The organism is Phaeobacter sp. JH20_08 (assembly GCF_048056635.1).
In the GTDB taxonomy this organism is placed as follows: Bacteria; Pseudomonadota; Alphaproteobacteria; order Rhodobacterales; family Rhodobacteraceae; genus Phaeobacter; species Phaeobacter bryozoorum.
In genome coordinates this window covers 144,964-169,482 of the sequence record NZ_JAYMVV010000011.1, presented here as the reverse complement: position 1 = coordinate 169,482, position 24,519 = coordinate 144,964, and the positions used below count along the sequence as shown (strand labels likewise).

22 protein-coding genes are annotated in these 24,519 nt (G+C 62.1%); 10 read left to right on the top strand and 12 right to left on the bottom strand.

Going from position 1 to position 24,519, the window contains the following annotated elements; genetic code table 11:
* The first annotated feature begins 2 nt into the window (after positions 1 to 2).
* Complete coding sequence (locus VWY75_RS11340; protein WP_416538964.1) at positions 3 to 773, top strand: DUF2189 domain-containing protein; 771 nt, start codon at positions 3 to 5, stop codon at positions 771 to 773.
* A gap of 7 nt (positions 774 to 780) precedes the next feature.
* Here the strand turns inward: VWY75_RS11340 and VWY75_RS11335 are convergent, their stop codons facing one another.
* A complete protein-coding gene (locus tag VWY75_RS11335) occupies positions 781 to 1,539 on the bottom strand; it encodes a helix-turn-helix domain-containing protein (RefSeq protein ID WP_340546329.1) in 759 nt (252 codons plus the stop codon).
* A 260-nt stretch (positions 1,540 to 1,799) separates the two neighbouring features.
* On the opposite strand from VWY75_RS11335, the gene VWY75_RS11330 reads away from it, so the two are divergent.
* Positions 1,800 to 2,300: a hypothetical protein gene (locus VWY75_RS11330; protein ID WP_340545913.1), complete on the top strand. Its 501-nt coding sequence runs from the start codon at positions 1,800 to 1,802 to the stop codon at positions 2,298 to 2,300.
* A 104-nt stretch (positions 2,301 to 2,404) separates the two neighbouring features.
* Here the strand turns inward: VWY75_RS11330 and ilvN are convergent, their stop codons facing one another.
* From ilvN to VWY75_RS11310, 4 genes are all read right to left on the bottom strand, one after another.
* On the bottom strand, positions 2,405 to 2,965 hold the full coding sequence (gene ilvN, locus VWY75_RS11325; protein ID WP_340545912.1) for an acetolactate synthase small subunit: 561 nt from the start codon (positions 2,963 to 2,965) through the stop codon (positions 2,405 to 2,407).
* A 66-nt stretch (positions 2,966 to 3,031) separates the two neighbouring features.
* The gene (locus VWY75_RS11320; protein ID WP_340545911.1) at positions 3,032 to 4,783 is read right to left on the bottom strand and encodes an acetolactate synthase 3 large subunit; all 1,752 of its coding nucleotides are present in this window, start codon (positions 4,781 to 4,783) and stop codon (positions 3,032 to 3,034) included.
* 462 nt (positions 4,784 to 5,245) lie between these two features.
* A complete protein-coding gene (locus VWY75_RS11315) occupies positions 5,246 to 5,890 on the bottom strand; it encodes a response regulator transcription factor (RefSeq protein WP_416538963.1) in 645 nt (214 codons plus the stop codon).
* A gap of 91 nt (positions 5,891 to 5,981) precedes the next feature.
* Positions 5,982 to 7,415 carry a cache domain-containing protein gene (locus VWY75_RS11310; RefSeq protein WP_416538962.1) on the bottom strand — a complete coding sequence of 478 codons (1,434 nt, stop codon included), beginning with the start codon at positions 7,413 to 7,415 and terminating at the stop codon, positions 5,982 to 5,984.
* 252 nt (positions 7,416 to 7,667) lie between these two features.
* Between VWY75_RS11310 and VWY75_RS11305 the strand changes: the two genes are divergently transcribed.
* From VWY75_RS11305 to VWY75_RS11295, 3 genes are all read left to right on the top strand, one after another.
* Entirely contained in the window at positions 7,668 to 8,750 is a 1,083-nt protein-coding gene (locus VWY75_RS11305) for a TRAP transporter substrate-binding protein (protein ID WP_340545908.1), read from the top strand.
* A gap of 183 nt (positions 8,751 to 8,933) precedes the next feature.
* Positions 8,934 to 9,860 (top strand): TRAP transporter small permease subunit, encoded by a 927-nt coding sequence (locus VWY75_RS11300; RefSeq protein ID WP_416534232.1) that lies wholly within the window; start codon positions 8,934 to 8,936, stop codon positions 9,858 to 9,860.
* 16 nt (positions 9,861 to 9,876) lie between these two features.
* On the top strand, positions 9,877 to 12,234 hold the full coding sequence (locus tag VWY75_RS11295; RefSeq protein WP_416534231.1) for a TRAP transporter large permease: 2,358 nt from the start codon (positions 9,877 to 9,879) through the stop codon (positions 12,232 to 12,234).
* A gap of 210 nt (positions 12,235 to 12,444) precedes the next feature.
* Here VWY75_RS11295 and VWY75_RS11290 read toward each other — a convergent pair whose 3' ends face one another.
* The 4 genes from VWY75_RS11290 to VWY75_RS11275 all read right to left on the bottom strand — a co-directional run bounded on the left by VWY75_RS11290 (position 12,445) and on the right by VWY75_RS11275 (position 14,934).
* Entirely contained in the window at positions 12,445 to 12,828 is a 384-nt protein-coding gene (locus VWY75_RS11290; protein ID WP_416538961.1) for a VOC family protein, read from the bottom strand.
* A 4-nt stretch (positions 12,829 to 12,832) separates the two neighbouring features.
* Positions 12,833 to 13,654, bottom strand: a complete 822-nt coding sequence (locus tag VWY75_RS11285) for an arginyltransferase (RefSeq protein ID WP_416538960.1) — start codon at positions 13,652 to 13,654, stop codon at positions 12,833 to 12,835.
* Between the two features lie 208 nt (positions 13,655 to 13,862).
* Entirely contained in the window at positions 13,863 to 14,294 is a 432-nt protein-coding gene (locus tag VWY75_RS11280) for an RDD family protein (protein ID WP_340545903.1), read from the bottom strand.
* Positions 14,295 to 14,466: 172 nt separating this feature from the next.
* On the bottom strand, positions 14,467 to 14,934 hold the full coding sequence (locus VWY75_RS11275) for a DUF2852 domain-containing protein (protein WP_416534228.1): 468 nt from the start codon (positions 14,932 to 14,934) through the stop codon (positions 14,467 to 14,469).
* Positions 14,935 to 15,414: 480 nt separating this feature from the next.
* Between VWY75_RS11275 and VWY75_RS11270 the strand changes: the two genes are divergently transcribed.
* The 4 genes from VWY75_RS11270 to VWY75_RS11255 all read left to right on the top strand — a co-directional run bounded on the left by VWY75_RS11270 (position 15,415) and on the right by VWY75_RS11255 (position 20,403).
* Positions 15,415 to 18,231, top strand: a complete 2,817-nt coding sequence (locus VWY75_RS11270) for a glutamine-synthetase adenylyltransferase (RefSeq protein ID WP_416538959.1) — start codon at positions 15,415 to 15,417, stop codon at positions 18,229 to 18,231.
* On the top strand, positions 18,221 to 18,514 hold the full coding sequence (locus tag VWY75_RS11265) for a hypothetical protein (protein WP_416538958.1): 294 nt from the start codon (positions 18,221 to 18,223) through the stop codon (positions 18,512 to 18,514). Before VWY75_RS11270 ends, VWY75_RS11265 begins: the two co-directional genes overlap by 11 nt.
* A gap of 110 nt (positions 18,515 to 18,624) precedes the next feature.
* Positions 18,625 to 19,839, top strand: a complete 1,215-nt coding sequence (locus VWY75_RS11260; RefSeq protein ID WP_340545899.1) for an RSP_2647 family RNA methyltransferase — start codon at positions 18,625 to 18,627, stop codon at positions 19,837 to 19,839.
* A gap of 21 nt (positions 19,840 to 19,860) precedes the next feature.
* On the top strand, positions 19,861 to 20,403 hold the full coding sequence (locus VWY75_RS11255; protein WP_416538957.1) for an RSP_2648 family PIN domain-containing protein: 543 nt from the start codon (positions 19,861 to 19,863) through the stop codon (positions 20,401 to 20,403).
* Positions 20,404 to 20,433: 30 nt separating this feature from the next.
* Here VWY75_RS11255 and VWY75_RS11250 read toward each other — a convergent pair whose 3' ends face one another.
* From VWY75_RS11250 to mazG, 3 genes are all read right to left on the bottom strand, one after another.
* Entirely contained in the window at positions 20,434 to 21,429 is a 996-nt protein-coding gene (locus VWY75_RS11250) for an LLM class flavin-dependent oxidoreductase (protein WP_340545897.1), read from the bottom strand.
* A gap of 197 nt (positions 21,430 to 21,626) precedes the next feature.
* The gene (locus VWY75_RS11245) at positions 21,627 to 22,319 is read right to left on the bottom strand and encodes a M48 family metallopeptidase (protein ID WP_416538956.1); all 693 of its coding nucleotides are present in this window, start codon (positions 22,317 to 22,319) and stop codon (positions 21,627 to 21,629) included.
* Between the two features lie 73 nt (positions 22,320 to 22,392).
* Entirely contained in the window at positions 22,393 to 23,229 is an 837-nt protein-coding gene (gene mazG, locus VWY75_RS11240; RefSeq protein ID WP_416538955.1) for a nucleoside triphosphate pyrophosphohydrolase, read from the bottom strand.
* 64 nt (positions 23,230 to 23,293) lie between these two features.
* Here mazG and VWY75_RS11235 point away from each other — a divergent pair, with 64 nt between their 5' ends.
* A complete protein-coding gene (locus VWY75_RS11235; RefSeq protein ID WP_416538954.1) occupies positions 23,294 to 24,469 on the top strand; it encodes a M20 aminoacylase family protein in 1,176 nt (391 codons plus the stop codon).
* Positions 24,470 to 24,519 lie beyond the last annotated feature (50 nt).

Sequence of the window (24,519 nt, the reverse complement as noted above, 5' to 3'; positions counted from 1 at the left end):
ATATGGACGAAAAAGCCTTTGGCGTGCCGCAGTTGCAGCCGATGACCCTGTCGACCCTGGGGCAGGCGCTGCGGCGCGGATGGGCTGATTTTCGGGCCAAACCGGGCTATGGGCTGTTCTTTGCTGGGGTCTATGTGCTGGCGGGCTGGATCATGGCCTGGATTACCGTTGCGACCGGCACAACCTTCTGGCTGGTTCTGGCGGCCATCGGCTTTCCGTTGGTCGGCCCTTTTGCTGCGGTCGGCCTATATGAGGTCTCGCACCGGCTGGAACAGGGGCGGGCGCTGGGTTTTGGCGCGATCCTGAGCGTTGTGCTGCAACAGAGCCGCCGTCAGCTACCGTCGATCTGCGCCATCATCATCATTGTCTTCCTGTTCTGGTTCTTCCTTGGTCATATGATCTTTGCGCTGTTTCTGGGCCATTCGACGATGACCAATATCTCCAGCTCGCCCGAGGTTTTCCTGACAGCAAACGGGATAACCATGCTGCTGGTCGGCAGCCTGGTCGGGGCGGTATTTGCGCTGCTGCTTTACATGATCACAGTGATTTCCCTGCCGCTGCTGCTGGATCGTGAGGTGGATTTTGTCACCGCGATGATCACCAGTTTTTCCTATGTGCAGGCCAATTTTCTGGTGATGCTTGTCTGGGCCGCAGGCATTGCCATAGCCACATTCTTGGCCATGCTGCCGGGGTTTCTGGGGCTGTTTCTGGTGCTGCCATTGCTCGGCCATGCCAGCTGGCATATCTATCGGCTGATCGCGACCGCGGCCTGAGCGGCGGCTAGCGAAACCGGGTTCCCACGCCGAGCAACCGCTGCTGGAACGGGCTCAGCTCATGCTGTTCTATGAACCCGGCCCGGCGCGCGGCGCCGAGGATGGCGGCGGGATCCTGGCCGAGATGTTCATAGACCATGCGGGTTACCCGGTCCGACGTATCGCTTTCGCGGCTGGTGCGCGCAACATAGCCTGCCCAGATGTTGGCCTGCATCGACGGCACATTGGCCAGATAGTTGAAGGAGGAGGTCCGCCCGCCACGCCGCGACAGGAGGAAGGCCACCCCATCATCATGGGCCGAGGCGTAGCCACGGAACTCTCGTGATTGCGGATCCGACGGCAGGCCCTGGTAGCGCATGGCGGATTTCGCTTCATAGCCGCGCAGGTAGGTGATGCCCTCGGTGCGAAAGACCAGCGCCAACCCCAGGATATAGCGATCCGTGCGTACAAAGCTGCGGCGTACGAACTGATAGAGGCCGGAGGGAAAGAATGCCTCGGTCACATTGGCAACGCCGGGGCCAAGAAAATCGCCGAGGAACGGCCCCTGAAGGATCTGCCCTTTGCAGGAGAGCTGATCGACGGGATCCAGCAGAATCCGCGCATCAACGTCAAAGAAATTGCAGATCCGGTCCAGCACGTCAGGGCGGGGGAAGCTCTCGCCGGTCAGGTAGCGGTTGAACTGGGTGCGATTGATCCCGAGGCGTCGAGACAGATCCGAAATTGAGCGGTAGCCCTTGGCGAGCTGACGCAGGTTGGCACCGAACATATTGCGCAGTTCCGCCGGCGAACGATCGGCCTGGTTCAAGATTGGCTCCCTCTGTGTCGTGGACCGGGTGTTACACCAGATCTTGTGGTTTCCCTAGGGACTCCCTAATACCCTTGTAGATAATACATGAGGATCTGACGCTATCCAGCATCAATTTTGCGCAAACCGGACACAAATTGACACAGATCTTGTTACAGGTTTTTGGTGTTCCTTTGCCATGATTTATCCCAGAATAGCTCGGGACCAATGTGAGGTATGATATGATTGGCGTCGTTCTTTGGACGGACTACGATCTGCGGCAGGCGGTGATCTGGAGCGAAGATCACGGTGATCTGGTATATTATCGCTGGACCTCGCTCGATGAACCCATAGAGCTGCGCAAGGGTGACTGCGTCGCTTTTCGGGTTGAGACCAAGGGCGCGTTGCGGTTCGCCAGCGATCTGCATGTCATCCAAGAAAGCCAGAGTCCGGAACTGGCGGCGAAGCTTGGCGATGCCGAGCATGAAGCCAGCCAATCGCTGCCCAACAGCCGCTCGGAGGCGACGGTGATGACCTGGGAGGACGCGCGCCACGATCCCTTGTTTGTGGATCCCTCGGTCTACCCGGAGCATAACGCCCATGAGGTAAAAGCGCCTGTTCGTGGTGCCGGTGATAGCCAGCCGTCCAGCGCGACCATTTTGTCCTTCCCTGACAAACAGGCCCGCGACGCCCGCGCGCAGGCGAAACGGCGCAGCGCTGATCGAAAGCTGATCCGTAGCTGATCTGCAGAGCGGATCCGCCGCAGGAGCGTGATCGGATCAGTTTGTATGGGACACGAAAAAGGGCTGCGCGATGGCGCAGCCCTTTTGTCATCCTGTCGGAATGATCAATTGCCGCGCAGCAGGGCAGCTACGCCGGTGCGGGCGATCTTGGTCAGGCCCAGCGGGCGCATCATCTCGGCAAAGGCGTCGATCTTGTCCGGTGCGCCGGTCAGTTCAAAAATGAAGCTGTTGAGCGTGGTGTCGACAACCTTGGCGCGGAAAATATCCGCCAGCCGCATGGCTTCCACGCGCTTGTCGCCTTCGCCGACCACTTTCACAATGGCGAGTTCCCGCTCGACAAAGGGGCCTGCGACGGTGAGATCGGTGACTTCATGTACCGAAACGATCCGGCCCAGCTGCGCCTTGATCTGCTCGATCACCTGCGGCGTGCCGGTGGTGACGATGGTGATGCGCGACAGATGGCCGGTGTGATCGACCTCGGCCACGGTGAGGCTGTCGATGTTGTAACCCCGACCCGAGAACAGGCCGATCACACGGGCCAGAACACCGGGTTCGTTTTCCACCAGAATGGTGATGGTGTGGCGTTCCTGAACATCCGAAAAATTCGGGCGCAGGTTATAGGCAGAATGGCTGGTGGAGCCTTTTTTGATGTGTAGGGCAGACATTTACGTCCCTTTCCTAAAAATCGGGGCAGGGCGATAGCGCCCCGCTGTATCTGTTCCTGAACCGGGTTAAACCAGCACCGCGCCGCCGGATTGGATGACGCCTTGGGTCTCGGCATCGCCCAGCAGCATTTCGTTATGCGCCTTGCCCGAGGGGATCATCGGGAAGCAGTTTTCGTGCTTCTCCACCAGACAGTCAAAGATCACCGGCCCGTCATAGTCGAGCATTTCCATGATCGCATCATCCAGATCCTTGGGATCTTTGCAGATGATGCCCTTGGCGCCAAAGGCCTCGGCGAGCTTGACGAAATCGGGCAGGGCTTCGGACCAGGAATGGCTGTAGCGTTCGCCGTGCAGCAGCTCCTGCCACTGGCGCACCATGCCCAGACGTTCATTGTTGAGGATGAACTGTTTCACCGGCAGGCGGTACTGCACGGCGGTGCCCATCTCCTGCATGTTCATCAGCCAGGAGGCCTCACCGGCGACGTTGATCACCAGCGCATCGGGGTGCGCGACCTGCACGCCGATCGAGGCCGGTGTGCCATAGCCCATGGTGCCCAGACCACCGGAGGTCATCCAGCGGTTGGGATCCTCAAAGCCGAGGTACTGTGCGGCCCACATCTGGTGCTGCCCCACTTCGGTGGTGATGTAGCGGTTGCGGTCCTTGGTCAGGGCTTCCAGACGCTCCAGCGCGTATTGCGGTTTGATGGAGGTCTCCGAGGCGGTGTAGGACAGACAGCGAATATTGCGCCATTCGGTGATCTGCTCCTGCCATTTTGCGATGGCAGCGCTGTTCACCTTGCGGCCGCGGCTCTTCCAGACTTTCAGAACGTCTTCCAGCACGTGGCCGATGTCGCCGACGATCGGAATATCGACGCGGATCACCTTGTTGATCGACGAGGGGTCGATGTCGATATGCGCCTTGGTCGATTTCGGGCTGAAGGCATCCAGACGACCGGTGATGCGGTCATCAAAGCGGGCGCCGATATTGATCATCAGGTCGCAGCCGTGCATGGCCATATTGGCCTCGTAAAGACCGTGCATCCCCAGCATCCCGAGCCAGTTCTTGCCCGAGGCCGGATAGGCCCCAAGCCCCATCAGCGTGGAGGTCACCGGAATGCCTGTGGCCTCGGCCAGCTCGCGCAGCAGCTGGCTGGCGCCGGGGCCGGAGTTGATCACGCCACCGCCGGTGTAGAATACCGGGCGTTTTGCGGTTTCCATAGCCGCCACCAGCTCGGTGATGGCCTCCAGATCGCCCTTCACCGGCGGCTGGTAATGCGACGCGGCGGGTTTCGGCCCCTGATAGGTGCCGGTGGCGAACTGCACATCCTTGGGAATGTCGATCAGCACCGGGCCGGGACGACCCGCGGTGGCGACATGAAAGGCCTCGTGCAGGGTGCTGGCCAGCTTTTCGGTGTCTTTCACCAGCCAGTTGTGTTTGGTGCAGGGGCGGGTGATGCCCACGGTGTCGGCTTCCTGAAAGGCATCGGAGCCAATCATGAAGGTTGGAACCTGACCGGTGAGAACAACCAGCGGAATGGAATCCAGCAGCGCGTCGGTCAGGCCGGTCACCGCATTGGTGGCGCCGGGACCGGAGGTCACCAGAACAACACCGGGCTTGCCGGTTGAGCGGGCATAGCCTTCGGCGGCGTGAACCGCGCCCTGTTCATGGCGCACAAGAATGTGCCGGATATCATTCTGCAAAAAGATCTCGTCATAGATCGGCAGAACGGCACCGCCGGGGTAGCCAAAGACAGTGTCCACCCCCTGATCCTTCAGGGCCTGAACAACCATTTTTGCGCCGGTCATCTCACGTTTCATCTGCTTTAGCTCCAATTGGCGGCATCGTCCGTTTCGCATAAAAAAAGCCCCCGATTTCTGGTCGGAGGCGCATGGGTTCGATTATGGTCTACCGTTACCGGCCCATGCGCGTGGTTCCTACGACTACGACTAGGATATTCATCGTGTTGGCTCCTTTAGCGTTGCAGCGGACCTTAGGACCGGTGGCCGGGGGCGTCAACAGGGAAATGAACCGAAAATACCCCAGTTTCGGACATTTTGTTGCGTCGGCGGGGTTCCTGGCGACATTTTCGCCTTTCGCGCGGCCGAAAATAGGACCACTTCGGCCCTAAAGTCGAAAATCTCCCTGAACCAAAGGCCAAGGTCAGATCGCGCGCGGCGGCATTTTGCCAAATTGCGAGGCGGATCGGACCTGGTTTGCGGGAGTTTCTGCTGCATTGCGGCGCAATTTTAGCTCTGCCACCAGGCGGCGGGGTGGGCGGGTCAGAAACTGTGACCGGTGCCCTGCAGCACGCCATGTTCCAGCGCGTAGCGTGTGAGACCGGCTGTCGAGGAAATGCCAAGCTTGCGTTTGATGTTCTTACGATGGGTTTCCACGGTGCGCACCGAGATATCCAGCGCCAGGGCAACGTCCTTGTTGGATTTGCCCTGTGCGAGTTCGAGCAGAATGGTCTGCTCACGTCCGGTCAGCGCCTCGCGGGCGGGGTCGTCCTTGGGCTTCAGCGAGCCTTCGGCGCCGGTGCAGAGATAGGTCTCGCCACGCATCACCGTGTCGATGGCCTGGCGGATCTCCTCGGTTGGGACATCTTTCAGCACATAGCCCATGGCCCCATGCGCCAGCGCGCTGGAGATATATTCGGGGCTGTCGTGCATGGACAGGATCAGGATGCGGGTGGAAGGGGTCTGTTCGAGGATGATTTCCGTGGCGCTCAACCCGCCCAGTTTCGGCATATTGAGATCCATCAGGATCACATCGGGTTTCAGCGCGCGGGCCTCGGCCACCGCCTCTTCGCCGTTGCCGGGGATGCCGACAACCTCGATATCGTCATAGCTTTCAAGGATGGATTGAATGCCCTCGGCGACCATCGGGTGATCGTCAACGATCAGAACGCGAATGGTATTTGGCATGGTCTCCCCCCTCATTTGGCGTGGCGCGGTCCAGTCCGTCGCGTGCATCCACCGGTGCGGCGGCGACAGTCTGGCAAGAGCGCCGATTGGCTCAGGACACCCGCTTGGACGCCGGTTTGGAGGCATCACCCGGGGGCAGCAGATGGCTCAGCGGCAGCAGGACCTCGATCACGGTGCCGCTTTGCGTGCCCCGTGATGACAAAATCCTGAGGGTGCCGTCAAGCTGTTCGATTCGTTCCTGCATATTGCGCAGCCCGATGCCGGGCCCGCTGCGGTCCTGAACCGGCGGCAGGCCGCGGCCATTGTCGGTGATCCGCATAGTGGCACCGCGCGCGTGCCCGCGCAGATCCATGGTGACCTCCGTCGCCTCGGCGTGGCGTTCGATATTGGTGAGCGCTTCCTGCGCGATCCGGTAGAGCGCAATCTTGGCATCCCCGCCCAGACGGTTGCGGAACACGACAGTGCTGAAACGGGTCTCGATGCCGGTGCGTGCGGCGAAATCATCGGTCAGTGCCTTCAGCGCCGGGCCAAGGCCGAGATCATCCAGCACACCGGGGCGCAGGTCGCGGCTGATGCGGCGCACCTCGGTGATGGCGGTGCCCAGATGCGAGATCCCTTTGTTCAGCGGATCCTCGACCCGGTCAAAATCTCCCCGCGACAGGCGTCTGCGCGCGTTGTCCAGCGCGTAGCGCACCCCGACGAGGAGCTGACTGATCCCGTCGTGCAGCTCGCGCGCCACCCGGCCGCGCTCTTCCTCCTGGGCGTCGAAAACCCGCTGGGTCAGCTCTTTCAACTTGGCGTCCGCCAGACGACGCTCGCGGATGTTCAGCACCATGCCGGAGGCAAAGACCAGCCCCAGTGCAAACAGGGTGATGCCACCGATGTAGTAGAACGTACGGCGCACACGGGTCTCGACCTCGGCGCGCGAGGCCGCGACAGAGGCCAGCACATCGTCAATGAACACCCCGGTGCCGATGGCCCATTGCCAGTCCTGCAAGCCCAGCACATAGGCAACCATCTGCGCCTCTTCGCCGGTTGAGGGTTTCTCCCACATAAACGTGTGCCATCCGGCGCCCTGACGGGCCAAGCGGATGAATTCATCCACGACCGGTGTGCCGCGGCTATCGGTCAGCCCCTTCCAGTTGTTGTTGATGAACTCGGTCTGGCGCGGGCTAACCAGATTGGTGCCGTCGTAGTCATAGACAAAGAAAAACCCGTCGCGGTCATAGATCATTGCACTTAGGATCTGGGTGACCTTTTCCTTGGCCTCCTCGTCATCTGGCGCCGCCAGACCGTAGATGTGCGAAAACCCATTGCGGGCCTGGGTCACATAGTTGCGCAGCTCGGCCATCTTGGCCTGCAACAGCTGCTGTTCCAGCGCTTTGATCTCGCGTTCGGCCAATGCGCGCGACTGCACGGAGACCAGCACGGCAATGGCGGCCCCGGCCACGATCAGCGGCAGCGTCGCCAGCAGGGACAGCTTCTGGGCGTAGTTGGGTCGCAAGAATTGGGGGATCAGCTGCATGGTCGAATCGTTACGCAATCCGCCCGGAGAATCAAAGCCCCCACAGCTGCGCTCAGCGCGCGAATCTCGGGATCGGCCTTGGCGGTTGTCACAGGCTGCCCAGATTTTGGCCAAATAATTTGTCCAAAATGCGGTTTTCTACGCAGTAGTAGGTATTCACATGACGCAGCGTACAGCTAGGCTTGCGTCACTCGACAAGACCCGCCTCGGGCACAGACCCGGGGCAATCCAATTAAATGGGAGGAGAAACCTATGGATCGTCGTTCCTTTTTGAAGACATCCGCGCTAGGGGGCAGCGCCGCTGCAGCAACCACTCTGGCCGCACCGGCTTATGCGCAGGGCAAGCGTACCCTGACCATGGTCACCACCTGGGGCCGTGGCGCCGCGGGCGTTCATGACTCCGCACAGCGCGTCGCAGATTCGATCACCGCCATGTCCGATGGCGACCTGACCATCGACCTCAAAGCTTCCGGCGAACTGGTTGGTGCATTTGAGGTATTTGACGCGGTGACCGCCGGCCAGGCCGACATGTACCACGGTGCCGACTATTATTTCACCGGCCAGCATCCGGCCTATGCCTATTTCACTGCCGTGCCTTTCGGCATGACGCCGCAGGAACTGGTGAACTGGTACTACCAGGGCGAAGGCATGGCCCTGCATGATGAGCTGGGCCAGATCTTCGGTCTGAAATCCTTCCTTGGCGGCAACACTGGCCCTCAGGCCGGCGGCTGGTTCAACAAGGAAATCAACAGCCCCGAAGATTTCAACGGTCTGAAGTTCCGTATGCCGGGTCTGGGCGGCAAGGCGCTCGGCAAACTGGGCGCATCGGTTCAGAACATTCCCGGCTCCGAAGTGTATCAGGCGCTGTCCTCCGGTGCGATCGACGGCACCGAGTGGATCGGCCCCTGGGCAGATGAGAAGATGGGCTTCCAGGAAATCACCAAGGTCTACTACACCTCCGGTTTCCATGAGCCGGGTGCGGCGCTGTCCGTGGCGACCAACCGTGACGTGTTCGACAGCCTGTCGCCCGCGCATCAGAAAATCATCGAAATCGCCGCGGCCGAAGGTCACCAGTGGAGCCTGTCGCAGTTCATGAACAACCACGGTGCGGCTCTTCAGCGTCTGCAGACCGGTGGCGTGAAGACCCTGGAATTCCCTGACAGCGTCTGGGATGCCTTTGGCTCCGCGACCAAGGAAACCCTGGACGAGTTCATGGGTGACGAGCTGTTCGCAAAAATTCGCAACAGCGTCGAAGCGTCGATGAAAGCCTCTTCGGGCTGGATCACCAAATCTGAAGGTGCCTATCGCACCCAGCGCGACCGCGTTCTCGGCTAACCGCCCCAAGAGTGGGTTCAATCGGATCCTCCGCATCGGCGGGGGATCCTTTCGCAATAGCAGCCGACACGGATGGCTCGCGCCATTAGTGTCCATCGGGTCCCAGGATCCGTGCGGCCTGATTATTATCCCTATGATGACGATCCAGACCGCCCGCGCTGCACGCATTTATTCGAGGGAAAAATGCAGGACGAAAGTGGCGTTTCCTTTTTCGGGACCTTACTGGACGGCCTGATCTGGCTGGTACAGAACATCGCGGGCGCCTTTTACAACTTCGGCTATGCCGTCGCCAACCCGCAGCTCTGGCTCGACTGGTCGGACAAGGCTTCCATCATGCGGTTCGTCTACTATGGCGGGTCGGTTGAGTTCTTCTTTGTTGTCTTCACCGCGTTTCTGGTGCTGACGGCGGTCGGCATGTATCGCCGCTCCATCATGTGGGGGGTCGTGCGCGGACTGGAGGGCTTTGCCAACACGCTGGGTCGGCTGTTTGCCTGGGCAGGTCTTCTGATGGTGCTGCAACAGATCATCATCGTCTTCATGCAGCGGGTGTTTGCGCGCCCGGACATGAGCTTTGGTCTGGGTATCGCGCTGGAAAAAGACATCAGCTGGTTCGCAGAAGAACTGAAGCTTTACAATGCCTTGGTGGTCTGCCTTTGTGTCACATACACCTTTGTGCAGGGCGGCCACGTGCGGGTCGATCTGATCTACTCCGGCATCAGCTTCCGGGCCAAGCGGGTGGTGGACATGCTGGGATCGCTGATCTTCATGATGCCCGCCGCCGTGCTGACCTGGATGTATGGCTGGTACTTCCTGTGGCGTCACCTGATCGTGCCGAAGCCCTCGGCCTCGGACACGCTGGAGCGTCTGGTGATGAAATCCCGCGCGCTGCGCTGGAACATCGAGACCATCGGCTTCAGCCCCAACGGGTTCAACGGATACTTCCTGTTCAAGATCCTTCTGGTGACATTCGCCGGTATCGTCTTCCTGCATGCCATCGCGTTTTTCTACCGCTCGTATCTTGAGTTTGTGGAAGGCCCCGGCAGCGAGAACAAACACCTCGACAAGGACAGCCTTGGTGAAGGTGAAGAAGCCTATGAAGGCGCGCATTAAATAAGGGACAGCCCCCATGCTATTCGGACTTGATGGCGTTGAAATCGGCCTGATCATTGTCTTCTTCTGCCTTTTCGGAGGCATTCTCTCCGGCTTTCCAGTGGCCTTTGCCATAGGCGGAGCCGGCATCATCTCCTTCGGGATCATTGCGGCGCTCGACAGTGCCGGGATCCTGGTTCACCAGGCCATCGACACTTCGTCGCAGGTCTATCGCGACCTGGTGGGCTCCGGCGTCAAGCCGGATGTCATATCGGTGTTCAGATATCCTGAACTGCCACGGGTCGCCGAGGCGGTATTCCCGCAGGGTTGGGAAGTTGCGATGGACCGCAACATCTCCTTTGTCGTGAACCGTATGAACGAACGGGTTCTGGCCGGTGCCTCGATCGAGACCCTGCTGGCAGTGCTGATGTTCGTCCTGATGGGCATCACGCTGGAACGGTCGAAGATCGCCAACGACCTGCTGACCACCATGGCGCGCGTCTTTGGTCCGCTGCCCGGCGGTCTGGCAGTTTCCATCGTGGTTGTGGGCGCTTTCCTTGCGGCCTCCACCGGGATCGTCGGCGCAACCGTGGTGACCATGGGCCTGCTGGCGCTGCCCACCATGCTGCGCAACAACTATTCGCCGGAACTGGCGACCGGTGTGATCGCCGCCTCGGGCACGCTGGGGCAGATCATTCCGCCCTCCATCGTGATCGTTCTTCTGGGCACACTTGCGGGGGATCTCTATTCCACCGCACAGGAAACCCGTGCGCAGGAATTCGGCTGCTCCGATGCGCTGACCTATCTGGGTGAGCCAGCGGTTGTTTCGGTCGGGACGCTGTTCCAGGCCGCGCTGCTGCCGGGTATCCTGCTGGCGCTTCTTTATGCGCTCTATGCCTTTGGCTATGCGCTGCTGAATCCGGAAAAAGCTCCGGCGGTTGTGCTTGAGGGCGGTACTGGCGAGCCGATCACCCGTGGCGAAGGCCTCACCTGGTTCCTCGGTGTGCCGGTGGCGCTGATTGCCGGTGCGTTGCTGCTGGGCCAAGTGAACCTGATCGGTAGCCAGAACATCACGGTTTCGACCTTCTCCGATGCGGGGCAGACGGCATCGCTGCGCACCAATGTGGGTGCGGACTGTCAGGCGGCAATGATTGACCTGCATGGCCAGGAGGCCTGGGATGCCGCCGTCGCCGAGCAGAAGAGCATCGACGACGCAGGCGGCGTTGCCCAGGCAACCAAGCTGACCGAGGACGAGATGGCCGCAGCCCGTGTCGCCAAGATCGAAGCCGCGGCTCCGATTGGCACCGGTCTGACCGTGCTGATGGTGCTGATGGGGCTGACGCTGGCGGTTGGTCGCGGGGTTTCGCCCTCGCGGGATCCCAAGCCCTTGATCCTGGGGGCGATTGGCGTGCTGCTGATTGCGCTGGTCGATATCGTGGCAATTTCACCGACCACGACGCCCGGGGTCACCGTGCTGCTGATCGCGCTGCCAAGCCTCCTGGCGCTCTATGGGTGCAAGGTCGCGGCGGTGCGCAGTTCACAGAATGATCTGATCCGCGTGGTGTTCCCGCCGCTGATCCTGATCATTGCGGTGCTGGGGTCCATTCTGGGCGGCATCACCAACCCGACGCCCGCTGCGGCGCTGGGGGCTGGTGGCGCCATCATGCTGGCGGCCTACCGCAAGCTGCAGGACCAGGGGAAATCCGGCTGGATCATCATCTGGGCAACCCTTGCAGTGGCGATCTGTATCCTGGTTGGTGTCAACTTCGATCTGCGGATCAATGGGCAGGATGGGGTTTCGGCAGAGACCATCATCGCCTTTGGTGTGGCCTATGGCGCCTATCTCTTTGCGCTCTTCGGGCTGCTCTACGGTTGCTGGGTGCTGTTCAAGGGCGGGGTGCTGACACCGGTGGTGCGCGAAACGGCCAAGGTCACGTCGATGGTCTTCACCATCCTGATCGGCTCGCAGCTGCTCAATCTGGTGGTGATCTCCTTTGGCGGGGAACACTATATCCAGCAGTTCCTCAAGAGCTTTGACAGCGAGCTGAAGGTCTTCCTGATCGTGATGGTGGTGCTGTTCATCCTTGGCTTCGTGCTCGACTTCCTGGAGATCATCTACATCGTGATCCCGATTGTTGGGCCGGTGATCTACGGCGGCTCCTTCGATCCGAAGTGGGTGACCATCATGGTTGCGGTGAACCTGCAGACGTCGTTCCTGACGCCGCCGTTTGGATTTGCGCTGTTCTATCTGCGCGGGGTGGCACCGAAGGAGGTGACCACAGGCCATATCTATCGCGGGATCCTGCCATTTGTGCTGATCCAGGTGGTGGGTCTGGGGATCCTGTGGATGTTCCCCTCCATCGTGACCATCGTGCCGGCGCTGATGCCAAACTGATTGCAATCAGCCAAAGACGACAAAGGGCCCCGCTTTGCGGGGCCCTTTTTTTTATGTCGGCACCGGGGCGAAAGCAGAAACAGGGGCGCTGCCCCTCTGCGCCATGAGGCGCATTCACCCCGGGATATTTGACGCCAGAAGATCGGCCATGCAGCCGTTTGCCGATGGCAGCTGAAGGGGTGGTGCCGAATGGGACCGGCGCCCTGCGGTTCAGGTGAGCTGGAGCAGATCCCAGCGGTTGCCGAACGGGTCGCGCCAGACCGCAACCCATCCGTAGGGTTCATGGCGGGGTGCTTCGTCGAAGGTGACGCCTGCGGCCAGCATGGCGGCATGGTCTCGGGCGAAGTCATCGGTGTGCAGGAACAATCCGACGCGGCCGCCAAATTGATTGCCGATGATGGTCTTTTGGGCATCACTGTCGGCCCGGGCCAGGATCAGGCTGCCCTCACGGGCGCCCGGCGGCAGGATCCTGACCCAGCGCTTGCGACCCTGATCGACATCTTCGGCCAGCTGCCATCCGAGGGTGCCGCAGTAAAACGCGAGCGCGCTGTCGTAGTCCGGGACGATCAGCGTCACGGCATGAAGAGATTGCATCGGGTTACCTGCTGTGGCTGCGCGATTCCGGCAGGTGGATATTAGCGACCTGTTCCGCAATCGGATCGGTCGACAGCGGATGCGTCGTGTCATCAAAGGCGTCGGGATCGGTCATCGGCTGCCAGGCGCCGCGATGATAGACTTCAAGCCCGGTGAACTTCGCTTTGTAGCCCATCTTGGCGCTGCCTGGCACCCAATAGCCCAGGTAGACATAGGGCAGCCCGGCCTCGCGCGCGATGTCGATGTGATCCAGGATCATGAAGGTGCCGAGCGAGTTCTGCGGCAGATCGGGCCGATAGAAGGAATAGACCATGCTCAGCCCATCCTCCAGCACATCGGTCAGCGACACCGCCGTCAGCGCGTTGCTGTCGCGGTCGATATATTCGACGACGCGGCTGCGAATGGGCGTCTCCTCGATCATGGCGGCATATTCGAAGACATCCATATCGGCCATGCCGCCATCGGCGTGCCGGCTGTCGAGGTAGTTGCGGAACAGCGCATATTGATCTTCGGTTGCCCAGGGAGAGGTCGCGCGCCGATCCAGCCCGGCGTTGCGCTTCAACGTGCGTTTCTGCCCCCGGCTGGCGGTGAAGGCGGCGACATTGATCCGGGCAGACAGGCAGGCGGAGCAATCGGAGCAGGATGGCCGGTACAGAACATTCTGCGAGCGGCGGAATCCCTGCTGCGACAGGCTGTTGTTGAGCTGTTCGACACCATCGCCCTGCAGGGCGGTGAACAGTTTGCGCTCCATCCGATCTGCCAGATAGGGGCAGGGCTGCGGCGCAGTCACGTAGAACTGTGGGGCAATCGGCAGAGTGTGGCGCATCAGGCGGTCAGGTGTCCGTTTGGGCTTGGCACAAATGGCCCCGAGTGTCGCGCGGGCGCCGAGTACTGATCACGGAGCCGCTGACAGATCGGGGCATTCTGGCCACAGGGTTATCTTGAATGATAGCAATGCCATCGCACTGCGCCAAGAGGCCAGTTGGGATTAAGGTTTACAGATTGCCCATCTTCGCCTTGAACCAGACGGCGGATCAGCGGCGCCGGTTCAGCATGACGGTCCCCATCACCGCATCCGTCAGCCCCTGACCGCGCGCGGACATCAGCATCATGAGGATGGAGATCACCTGCAGCAGCGGGAAGGCCATGGAAACTGTATATCCGGCGGTATGCAGCAAGGCGCCCTGACCGTCGAGCTTGCGTCCCGACAGGTCGCGCAATTCGATTCCTGCGACGGCCATGCCCCAGGTCGCGGAACCAGAAGCGATGGTTGCAGCACGATAGATGAAACCGATCACCAGATAGAGCAGCGGCCAGATGAACAGCCCGGTAAAGGCGGTGAAAACCACGGCGATACTGGCAAGAACGGTGATCAACAGGCTGTCGATAAGCCAGGCAAACAGACGTTTGGCGGGGACCAGCTGATAGAAATCAGCCTGGTAGTCTGGATCGGGCAGGGCGGTCATCAAAGCTTCCTTATCGCGATAACGGAGTCGAAAGAACCGGGGCGGGGAACCGGGCTCATGGTTTGGCCGTCTGGCCAGGGTGGCGGCTGACACGCGGGCTGATCATCAGCTTCGGCGCCAGGCCGCCCCCGCCGGGATAGGCCCCGCCCAATGCGGGCGGAGCTGGCGTTGGTCAGTGACGCTTGCTGCGCGGGCTGTCCGCGTCATCCTCTGCATCATCGATTTCGATGGCCTCATCGTCGTTCTGCAGCGCGCGTTCGTGCATGAACTGATCGAATTCCGATTTGTCCTTTGCAGCCCGCAGACGTTGCAGGAAGGCTTCGAAATCATGCTGTTCCTGCTCCAGCCGGTGCAGCGTATCGGCCTTGTAGGCGTCAAAAGCGCTGTTGCCGGACGGGGTCATCGCGGACATGCCATGACGGGCCCAGGATTTACGGCGTGTGGTGCAGGATTTCGAGAACATGCGCTTGCTCCAGATCATGTAAAACAACAGGGCGAGGCCAACCGGCCAGAAAAAGACGAAGCCGAGGACCATGGCGGCAATCCAGGCGCCTTTGCCTTTGCTGTCGAGCCAGGATTCACTGCGGGAAAACCAGCCCTGTTCGGACGGGTGCGGGGCGGTAGAGGTGTAACTCGTCATCGGGGTCTCCAGGTTAACGTTGCGAGGTTCGGCGTCCATGTTAATGCGCTTCACATTATAGAATATCGGACTGCCCCCGCACGGTTTCAAGCCTGCATGTAAACATTTTTCACATTTCCGCAGATCGAAACAAGTAACCTTTTGATATTTTTGTATTAATTGATGATTTTGTGGCTAGGGGGAGATAAACGGCTGCGCTTTGCTGTCAGACTTTGTGATACATATCCGATGACCTGAACACGCGTTGTATCGCCATTTTGGCAATACTAGGGTGCCGGTCGGTCACTGGTGCACTGGTTACTAAGACGCTGTCTGACATGCCCCCGGAACTTGAGCGCAGCCGCAGTACCAGCATTAATGTCTCATTCATAAAAGGGCTATTCCGGTATTCCTTACCTTACGTAACCTTTTGAACTCTGGCAGGGCCAAAGGGTGGTTTCCTCAATTGACGACGGCGGCGTCTCACCCCAGTGTCTGCGGATGGGACAGTCGATTGATATTCAGCGCCTTCCACGGGCATTTGATGCGGATCTGGCCGGCGATGCGCTTGCGCTTGTGCCGGACCTTGGCGGCGATGAGGCGCGCCTGGTCGCAGGGGCGGCGGGCTCCAGCCCCTATCTGAAGGAGCTGATCACCCGCGAGGCCACCTGGCTGGCGCCCGCACTGGCGGATCCGCTGGCTGCGCTTGGTAAGATCATGGAGGCTGTGCGCGGTTTGGCACCGGATCAGCTGAAGCCGGGGCTGCGGCAGGCCAAGCGCCGACTTGCGCTGCTGAGCGGGCTTTGCGATCTGGCCGGGGCCTGGGATCTGATGCAGGTGACCACGGCGCTGACGCAATTTGCCGAACTCTGCGCCGATCGGGCGATCAAGGCGGAAATTGCCGCACTGATCCGCCGTCAGAAACTGCCGGGCCTGACCGAGGCCGATGTGGAGACCGCCGGCGGGTTGACCCTGCTGGCCATGGGCAAGATGGGCGCCTATGAGCTCAACTACAGCTCCGACATCGACATGATCTGCCTGTTTGACGAGACACGGTTTGATCCGGCCGACTTCTATGAGGCGCGTCAGGGCATGGTGCGGGCGACGCGCAACATGTGCACGGTACTGAGCGAACGCACTGCCGACGGCTATGTCTTCCGTACCGATCTGCGCTTGCGGCCCGACCCGGGGGTTACACCGGTGGCCATGGCGATGGAGGCGGCGGAGCGCTATTACGAGAGCCTCGGGCGGACCTGGGAGCGCGCCGCCTATATCAAGGCGCGCCCCTGCGCCGGGGATCTGAAGGCGGGGGCCGAGTTCCTGCAGACGCTGCGCCCCTTTGTCTGGCGGCGGCATCTGGATTTCGCGGCTATTCAGGACGCCCATGACATGCGTCTGCGGATCCGCGAAAACAAGGGGACCGGCGGGCCACTGACGGTGCCCGGCCATGACATGAAACTGGGGCGTGGCGGCATCCGCGAAATCGAGTTCTTTACCCAGACCCGACAGCTGATCGCCGGCGGGCGGGATGAGAGCCTGCGTCAGCGCGGCACGCTCGACGGGCTGACCGCGCTCGCGGCCAAGGGCTGGGTGCCGCAGGAGGCCTGCGCGCAGCTCAGCGCGCATTACATTGCCCACCGCGAGGTGGAGCACCGCATCCAGATGGTGCATGACGCCCAGACCCACCGGGTGCCGCAGTCCGAAGATGGCATTGCCAGGATTGCCTGTCTGATGGACCGCGACCCGCAGGCGCTGCAGGCGGAGATCCGTGGGCGGTTGCAGGAGGTGCATGAGCTGACCGAGGGGTTCTTTGCCCCGGATGTGCCAAGGCCGCAACCGACCGCGGCGGTGCCGGAGGCTCTGGATGGCGATATCCTGGCGCGCTGGCCGACCTATCCTGCGCTACGCTCGGCGCGCGGTGCGCAGATATTCGAGCGGCTGAAACCGGAGCTGCTGGCGCGACTGTCCCGCACCGCCCAGCCGGCCGAGGCGCTGGTGGCGCTGGATGGGTTCCTGGCGGGGCTGCCTGCCGGTGTGCAGCTTTTTTCACTCTTTGAAGCCAACCCGCAACTGATTGATTTGCTGATAGATATTGTCGGCACCTCTGGTACGCTGGCGAGCTATCTGTCGCGTAATTCCGGGGTGTTCGATGCTGTGATCGGCGGCTCTTTCTTCAGTGACTGGCCCAAGCGGGAGGGGCTCTGCCAGTCGCTTGCGGCGGTGCTGGCGCAGGAAGAGGATTATGAAACCCAGCTGGATGCCACCCGGCGCTGGTGCAAGGAGTGGCATTTCCGTATCGGGGTGCATCATCTGCGCGGGCTGATCGATGCTGCCACCGCAGGGGCGCAATATGCCGAACTGGCCGAGGTGGTGATTGCCGGGGTGGCGCCGGTTGTCCTGCAGCAGTTTGCAAAGAAACACGGAACGCCTCCGGGGCGCGGGGCGGCGGTTCTGGCCATGGGATCGCTTGGTGCGGGGCGGATCAATGCGCTGTCGGATCTCGACCTGATCGTGATTTATGACCCCGGAACCGCGGAGGCCTCGGAGGGGCCGCGACCGCTGGCGACACGCCCGTATTATGCGCGGCTGACCCAGGCGCTGATCACGGCGCTGACTGCGCGTATGTCGCAGGGGCAGCTCTATGAGGTGGACATGCGGCTGCGACCCTCCGGCACCCAGGGCCCGGTGGCCACGAGCCTCGAGAGCTTCTGCGCGTATCAGCGCAATGACGCCTGGGTCTGGGAACATCTGGCGCTGACCCGGGCGCGGGTGATGGCGGCTGTGCCTGCACCGGGTGCGGAGGGGCTGGCACAGGATATCAACGCATTTCGAGCGGGTTTTCTCGGGGCGCCGCGCAGCCGCGCGGCGATCCTGCCCGAGGTCGCCAAAATGCGCGCCCGTCTGGCCGCCGCCAAGGTGCCGACAGGTCCCTGGGACGCCAAGACCGGCGCGGGTCGGCTGATGGATATCGAGCTGATCGCCCAGGCCGGGGTCCTGCTGAGCGAGGCCACCGGGCAGGACGTGGCCGCCGGACTGGCGGGCGCTGTCGCCTGTGGCTGGCTGGATGCCGCAGATGCAGCGGAATTGCAGCGCGGCTATGATCTATTCTGGTCGGTACAGACGGCGGCGCGGCTGGTCTCGGGCAAGGCAATTGATGCACGGACATTGGGAGAGGGCGGCGCGCTCTTTCTGTGTCGCAGCACCGGCTATGACGATCTCGCCGCGCTGGAGGCGACGCTGACCGAGAGCTACGGCAGATGCGGTGACATCATCGGCGCCGCATTGGAGAGAGAGGGGGCGACAGGCCATGACGAATGAGGCGACGGTTGATGCGGCGCAGCTGGCGCGTCTGGATCCCAAGGGGTTGATCCGGGAAAGCTACCGTATCGAGGGGATTGGCGAGGGCGAATGCCGCAGCATCTTTCTGGATTGGGCGCTGAGCCTGCCTGATGGGGTCGACAGCCGTGTGGCAACCATCGCGCTCGTGGAGCAGCTGGCGGCAGTGCATCCCGATCACCCGATGACGGTTGTTCTGCGCGAGGGGCAGGAGGCTGCCGACAGGCCTCGCAGGCGCGGCGGCTGGCGTTCCCGCCCGCGGTGAACTCACTTGCGCCGCGCGGGATCGGGCCGCAGAGCCTGACGCGACCAAGGCATCGTCTCTGCGTTGCGGATGCCCTTTCAACCGCGCGTCGTTGGGAGTAAGAGAGGCGCATGACAGCATCTTCCTCCGCGCCCGAGCGCGCCCGCGTAAAACTGAAACCCAAAGCCAATGCCCGTGCCCTGCGCCACGGCTTTCCTTGGGTCTATGCCAATGAACTGGTCACCGACCGGCGCACCCGGAAGCTGGCACCCGGCACCCTGGCGGTGCTGGAAGACGACGCGATGACGCAGATGGGGCTGGTTGCGGTCAACCCCGAAAGCAAGATCATCGCGCGGATGCTGGACAGCGATCCTGCGGCCGAGCTGAGCGTGGAGTGGTTCAGCGCCCGCCTGCGCCGCGCGCTGGAGCTGCGCGAACAGCTGTATGATGCGCCGTTCTACCGGCTGGTCCATGCTGAATCCGATGGTCTACCCGGCGTGGTGATCGACCGCTTTGGCGATACCTGCGTGGTGCAGCCCAATGCCGCCTGGGCCGAAGCCCATATCGAACCGCTGACCGAGGCGCTGGTGGCGGTGACCGGGGTGACAACCGTATTGAAAAACGCTTCGGGCCGGACGCGCAGCCTGGAAGGGCTGGACGATATCAGCACTGCCCTGCGCGGCACCGCCCCCGAGGCGCCGGTAGAAGTGTCCATGAATGGCGCCACCTATATGGCGGATCTGACCGGCGGGCAGAAAACCGGCCTGTTCTACGACCAGCGCGACAATCACGCCTTTGCCGCCAAGCTGGTCAGGCCGGGCGCAAATGTGCTTGACGTGTTTTCCCACGTCGGCGGCTTTGGTCTGGCGATGCTGGCGGCTGGCGCAGCGACGGCAACCTGTGTCGACGGATCCGCTCCGGCGCTGGATCTGGCGCGGGACGGCGCAGGTGCCAGCGGTTTTGGCGATCGGTTCAACGCACGGCAGGGCGATGCCTTTGAGGTGCTGGCCCAGCTCGCCGAAGAAGGGGCGCAGTTTGATGTGGTGATCTGCGATCCGCCAGCCTTCGCACCGTCGAAACAGGCGCTTGAGGCGGGGTTGCGGGCCTATGAGCGGATTGCCAAATTGGCCGCCCCTCTGGTGGCGCCGGGTGGCTATCTGGGGCTGTGCTCCTGCTCGCATGCGGCTGACCTCAGCCGGTTCCGCAATGCCTCGGCGCGTGGCATCGGGCGCGGCGGGCGGCGCAGCCAGCTGCTGCACACCGGGTATGCCGGGGCGGATCATCCACAGCTGCCTCAGCTGGCCGAAAGCGGCTATCTGAAGGCTGTGTTCTTCCGGCTCGACTGATCTGTTGCGGTTGATCAGGCCATGAAACTGCTGCTGGACGCCTGTGTCCTCTATCCGACCGTGATGCGTGAGATGCTGCTGGGGGCGGCCCGGATTGGCCATTTCACCCCGCTGTGGTCACAGCGCATCCTTGAGGAATGGGCGCGGGCGGCGCGCAAGATCGGTCCTGCGGGGGAGCCGCAGGCGCGGGCAGAGGTCGCGCTGATCTCTGCGGCCTGGCCAAAGGCTGCCGTCACCCCGACAGCGGCGGTTGAAGCACGGCTTTGGCTGCCGGACGTGGCCGATATCCATGTGCTGGCCGCCGCCATTGCCGGCCATGCCGACGGGATCGTGACCGTCAACAACAAGGACTTCCCACGCCACACGCTTGCCGAGGAGGGGCTGGAACGGATCGGCCCGGACCAGCTGCTTTATGATCTGTGGCGACAGGATCCGGACGGGATTTCGGGCGTGGCTGCGGCTGTGCTCGCCGAGGCAAACCGGCTGTCAGGCGGCGGCTGGGAGCTGCGCCCGCTGCTGAAGAAGGCGCGGCTGCCAAGGGTGGCGAAGGCGCTGTCGACCTAGCGTGCTCAGCCGCTGAGACCTTGGCGCGGCTCAGATGTCGCCCAGCACCTCAGCGGCGATCTCAAAGGATCGCAGCCGTGCATCGTGGTCATGGATCTGCCCGGTCAGAATGATCTCATCCGGTTGATACCGCTCAAGAATACCAGACAGTTCGGCGGCCACCGTGGCCTTGCTGCCGGTCGCGGAAATCCGCAGCGCCTCATTCACCCCGTGCAGCACCGGCGGGGCGATATGCTGGGTGATATCCTCCACCGGAGCCGGCAGCTTGCCGGGTTTGCCTTCGTGCAGCCGGGCAAAGGCCTGCTGCATGGTGGTTCTCAGCCGCTGCCCTTCGCGGTCGGTATCGGCGGCAAAGACGTTGACCGCGATCATGGCGCGGGGAGCGTCGAGATGCTCAGATGGCTGAAAGCCGCTGCGATAGGCGGCCAGCGCCTGCTCCAGCGCGGCGGGGGCAAAGTGCGAAGCAAAGGCATAGGGCAGCCCCAGCTGTGCCGCAAGCTGCGCCCCATAAAGGCTGGAGCCGAGGATCCACAGCGGCACCCTGGTGCCCTGTCCCGGAAAGGCCCGCACCCGCGCTTCGGGTGTTTCGGGGCCAAGGTAGTTGATCAGCTCGATCACATCATGCGGGAAGGTATCGGGATTGCGCTCACCGGTTTGCAAGCCCCGACGCAGGGCGCGGGCCGTTTGCAGATCGGTGCCGGGCGCGCGTCCCAGCCCAAGATCAATGCGGTTGCCATATAGGCTGGCCAGCGTGCCAAAGGCTTCGGCCACCATATAGGGGGCGTGGTTGGGCAGCATGATTCCCCCGGCACCGACCCGGATCGTTTTGGTCTGTCCGGCGATATGGCCGATCAGAACAGCGGTGGCGGCACTGGCGATCCCCGGCATATTGTGATGCTCCGCCAGCCAGTAGCGGTGATATCCCCAGGCCTCGGCCCGCTGTGCCAGATCAGTGCTGTTGCGCAGCGATTGAGCGATGTCATGGCCTTCGGGTACGGGGGCAAGGTCAAGAACGGAATAGCGCATGGTAGGTCTCCGGGAGCCCGCCCAGGCGGGTTGTTAGGTCTTGTGTCCGCAGGGACATATCTGACTGAAACGCCTGCAACGGGGGATTGGTTGCCCACAGATGGGGATGGCGGCCGCACGGGCCAAGGGGGATGACGCGCCCAGCTGCGCTTGATCTTGTGTAAATTTCAGTGAACCAATGGTTTGCGGCCTGATCTTCAGCTCTTTCCCTTACTCCAGCGCTGTTCGAGCCGGTCCAGCGCGGCAATACGCTCCTCGGTCTTGGGGTGGCTCATCAGCCAGGCGGGCGCCATGCCGCTGCGGGCCTGTGTCAGCTCTTCCAGCTTGCGAAACAGGCTTTTCTGCGGAGCGATGCCGATCCCTGCCTTGGTCAGCAGTGCTGCGGCATATTCATCGGCCTCATATTCATCGCTGCGCGACAGCCGCGCCGCCAGCAGTGAGGTCAGCACATTGGCAATCCAGGGCCCGACAAAAGGCACGAAACGGCCGATGATAAGCATCAGCGCCGTGCGCAGCGCGTTCTGCCCGGAAAAATCAATCATGCGTTTTCGCGCGTGCCCCAGCGCCACATGGCCCAGCTCATGTGCAATCACCGACGCCAGTTCAACATCGCTGACCTCGCCGTTGCGGTATTTGTGATAGAACCCACGGGTGATGAAGATCCGCCCATCCGGCGCCGCCAGCCCGTTTACCGGATCGACCTCGTAGATATAGACCGGGATATGGCTGATGCCGAGCGCCGCTGCCATTCGATCCGTCAGCTGGCGCAGGCGGGCATCGGCCAGCTCGGTGGATTGCTGATCAAGGGCCCGATGGGTGCGCCAGACCGACAGGCGGTACATGACCAACCCGTAGATCACGGCGAGAAGGATGGGGGTTAGACGCAACATGCTTTAGGATATGGGGCTGGCGGTGAGAGCGGACAAGGCGCGTGGCCCGACAGACCGCGCGGTGGGCAGCGCGTCAGTCATCGCAGGATGGCGTGGCCGCGCGCGCCTCTGCCTTTACCTCGTCCCAGAGCGCGTCCATTTCCGCCAGGTCACTGTCTTCGGGACGTTTGCCGCGGTCGGAGAGCTTGGCCTCGACCCCTTCAAAGCGGCGGGTGAACTTGGCATTGGCGGCCCGCAGTGCGGCTTCCGGCTCCACCCCCAGATGGCGGCCCAGATTGGCCATCACAAACATCAGATCGCCGAATTCCTCCTCCACCTCGGCCTGGCTCAGGCTATCGCGGGCTTCTACCAGCTCGGCGGCCTCTTCGACGATCTTGGCGATCACATTGTCCGCCGACGGCCAGTCAAAGCCGACACGTGCGGCGCGTTTTTGCAGCTTGTAGGCGCGCAGCAGGGCGGGCAGGCCGACGGCCACACCGTCCAGCGTCCCCTGTTGCGCCTTGCCTGCGCGCTCCGCGGCCTTGATCGCCTCCCAGTCAGCGGTCTGCTGGTCGGCGGATTTCTCGCGGCTCTCGTCACCAAAGACGTGCGGATGGCGCGCGACCATCTTGTTGGACATGGCGGTGACCACATCCTGAAAGGTGAAATGCCCGGCCTCCGCCGCCATCTGCGCATGAAACACCGACTGGAACAGCAGATCCCCCAGCTCGCCCTTCAGCTCATCCCAGGCCTCGCGCTCAATTGCATCGGCAACTTCGTAAGCTTCTTCAATGGTATAGGGCGCGATGCTGGCAAAGTCCTGTTCAATATCCCAGGGGCAGCCATGCTGTGGGTCGCGCAAGCACGCCATGATCTGCAGGAGCCGGTCGATACCGGCGGTTTCATCGTGGATCAGGTTGGTATCGGGCATTGCGGCGGCTCTTGTTCCTGTGTCAGATGCATCAATCCCGAGTCTGACCAAGGAGTCCACCCCCATGCCGGTTGTGAACCGAATTGCCGATTACGCCGAGGACATGACAGCCTGGCGGCAGCATCTGCACCAGATCCCCGAGCTGGCGCTGGATCTGCCGAAAACAGCGGCCTTCGTGGCGGAACGGCTGCGGGACTTCGGCGTTGACGAGCTGCATGCAGGGATCGCAAAGACGGGCATCGTGGCCATCATCAACGGTCAGGAGAGCAGCGCGGCGGATGCCCCCTGTATCGGTCTGCGCGCCGACATGGACGCCTTGCCAATCCCGGAGGAGACCGGTGCGGCCTATGCTTCGACCCATGTCGGCAATATGCACGCCTGCGGCCACGATGGGCATACGACGATGCTGCTGGGTGCGGCGAAATATCTGGCGGAAACACGCAACTTCAAGGGCCGGGTGGCGCTGATCTTCCAGCCCGCCGAGGAGGCCATCGGCGGTGCGCGCATCATGGTCGAAGAGGGGATCATGGAACGGTTCAACATCGGTGAGGTCTACGCGCTGCACAATGCGCCGGGTCTGCCGGAGGGGCATTTCATGACAACTCCGGGTCCGCTGATGGCGGCGGTGGATAGTTTCCATATCCATATTCAGGGCGTTGGCGGCCATGGCGCGATGCCCCATGAAACCCGCGACCCGGTGATGGCGGCCTGCGGCATCGCCCAGGCGATCCAGACCATCGTCTCGCGCAACCATTACGCGCTGGATGATCTGGTGGTGTCGGTGACGCAGATCCACACCGGCACGGTGGACAATGTGGTCCCCGATACGGCCTATATCAACGGCACCGTGCGCACCTTTGATCCCAGGGTGCAGGAAATGGTGATACGGCGCATGGGTGAGATCGTGGCCGGGCAGGCGGCCAGCTACGGGGTCGAGGCGGAACTGGACTATGAGATCGGTTATCCCGCGACCATCAATGACGCGGCCAAGACCGATTTTGCGGTCTCCGTCGCGGCCGAGATCGCAGGCGCGGAGCATGTCGAGGCCGAGGCCGGCCGCGAGATGGGGGCGGAAGATTTCTCTTATATGCTACAGGCCCGTCCCGGCGCCTATCTGTTTCTGGGCCAGGGCAATAGTGCCGGGCTGCACCATCCAAAGTACGATTTCAATGACGATATCGCACCGGTCGGAGCCTCGTTTTTTGCCCGTCTGGTCGAGAAAGCACAGCCCGCAAGCTGATCTGGCGACAGCGCGGGGGCTTTCAGATGACAAGGCCACGCGCATTCGCT

Excerpts from the sequence above, each read along its gene's own strand:
- VWY75_RS11285 (WP_416538960.1), bottom strand. The coding sequence starts at position 13,654 with ATGCGCCACACTCTGCCGATTGCCCCACAGTTCTACGTGACTGCGCCG.
- VWY75_RS11245 (WP_416538956.1), bottom strand. The coding sequence starts at position 22,319 with ATGTTGCGTCTAACCCCCATCCTTCTCGCCGTGATCTACGGGTTGGTC.
- VWY75_RS11305 (WP_340545908.1), top strand. The coding sequence starts at position 7,668 with ATGGATCGTCGTTCCTTTTTGAAGACATCCGCGCTAGGGGGCAGCGCC.
- VWY75_RS11300 (WP_416534232.1), top strand. The coding sequence starts at position 8,934 with ATGCAGGACGAAAGTGGCGTTTCCTTTTTCGGGACCTTACTGGACGGC.
- VWY75_RS11270 (WP_416538959.1), top strand. The coding sequence starts at position 15,415 with ATGGGACAGTCGATTGATATTCAGCGCCTTCCACGGGCATTTGATGCG.
- ilvN (WP_340545912.1), bottom strand. The coding sequence starts at position 2,965 with ATGTCTGCCCTACACATCAAAAAAGGCTCCACCAGCCATTCTGCCTAT.
- VWY75_RS11290 (WP_416538961.1), bottom strand. The coding sequence starts at position 12,828 with ATGCAATCTCTTCATGCCGTGACGCTGATCGTCCCGGACTACGACAGC.
- VWY75_RS11265 (WP_416538958.1), top strand. The coding sequence starts at position 18,221 with ATGACGAATGAGGCGACGGTTGATGCGGCGCAGCTGGCGCGTCTGGAT.
- VWY75_RS11310 (WP_416538962.1), bottom strand. The coding sequence starts at position 7,415 with ATGCAGCTGATCCCCCAATTCTTGCGACCCAACTACGCCCAGAAGCTG.
- VWY75_RS11235 (WP_416538954.1), top strand. The coding sequence starts at position 23,294 with ATGCCGGTTGTGAACCGAATTGCCGATTACGCCGAGGACATGACAGCC.
- VWY75_RS11280 (WP_340545903.1), bottom strand. The coding sequence starts at position 14,294 with ATGACCGCCCTGCCCGATCCAGACTACCAGGCTGATTTCTATCAGCTG.
- VWY75_RS11250 (WP_340545897.1), bottom strand. The coding sequence starts at position 21,429 with ATGCGCTATTCCGTTCTTGACCTTGCCCCCGTACCCGAAGGCCATGAC.
- VWY75_RS11315 (WP_416538963.1), bottom strand. The coding sequence starts at position 5,890 with ATGCCAAATACCATTCGCGTTCTGATCGTTGACGATCACCCGATGGTC.
- VWY75_RS11335 (WP_340546329.1), bottom strand. The coding sequence starts at position 1,539 with ATGTTCGGTGCCAACCTGCGTCAGCTCGCCAAGGGCTACCGCTCAATT.
- VWY75_RS11320 (WP_340545911.1), bottom strand. The coding sequence starts at position 4,783 with ATGAAACGTGAGATGACCGGCGCAAAAATGGTTGTTCAGGCCCTGAAG.
- VWY75_RS11255 (WP_416538957.1), top strand. The coding sequence starts at position 19,861 with ATGAAACTGCTGCTGGACGCCTGTGTCCTCTATCCGACCGTGATGCGT.
- VWY75_RS11295 (WP_416534231.1), top strand. The coding sequence starts at position 9,877 with ATGCTATTCGGACTTGATGGCGTTGAAATCGGCCTGATCATTGTCTTC.
- mazG (WP_416538955.1), bottom strand. The coding sequence starts at position 23,229 with ATGCCCGATACCAACCTGATCCACGATGAAACCGCCGGTATCGACCGG.
- VWY75_RS11330 (WP_340545913.1), top strand. The coding sequence starts at position 1,800 with ATGATTGGCGTCGTTCTTTGGACGGACTACGATCTGCGGCAGGCGGTG.
- VWY75_RS11275 (WP_416534228.1), bottom strand. The coding sequence starts at position 14,934 with ATGACGAGTTACACCTCTACCGCCCCGCACCCGTCCGAACAGGGCTGG.
- VWY75_RS11260 (WP_340545899.1), top strand. The coding sequence starts at position 18,625 with ATGACAGCATCTTCCTCCGCGCCCGAGCGCGCCCGCGTAAAACTGAAA.
- VWY75_RS11340 (WP_416538964.1), top strand. The coding sequence starts at position 3 with ATGGACGAAAAAGCCTTTGGCGTGCCGCAGTTGCAGCCGATGACCCTG.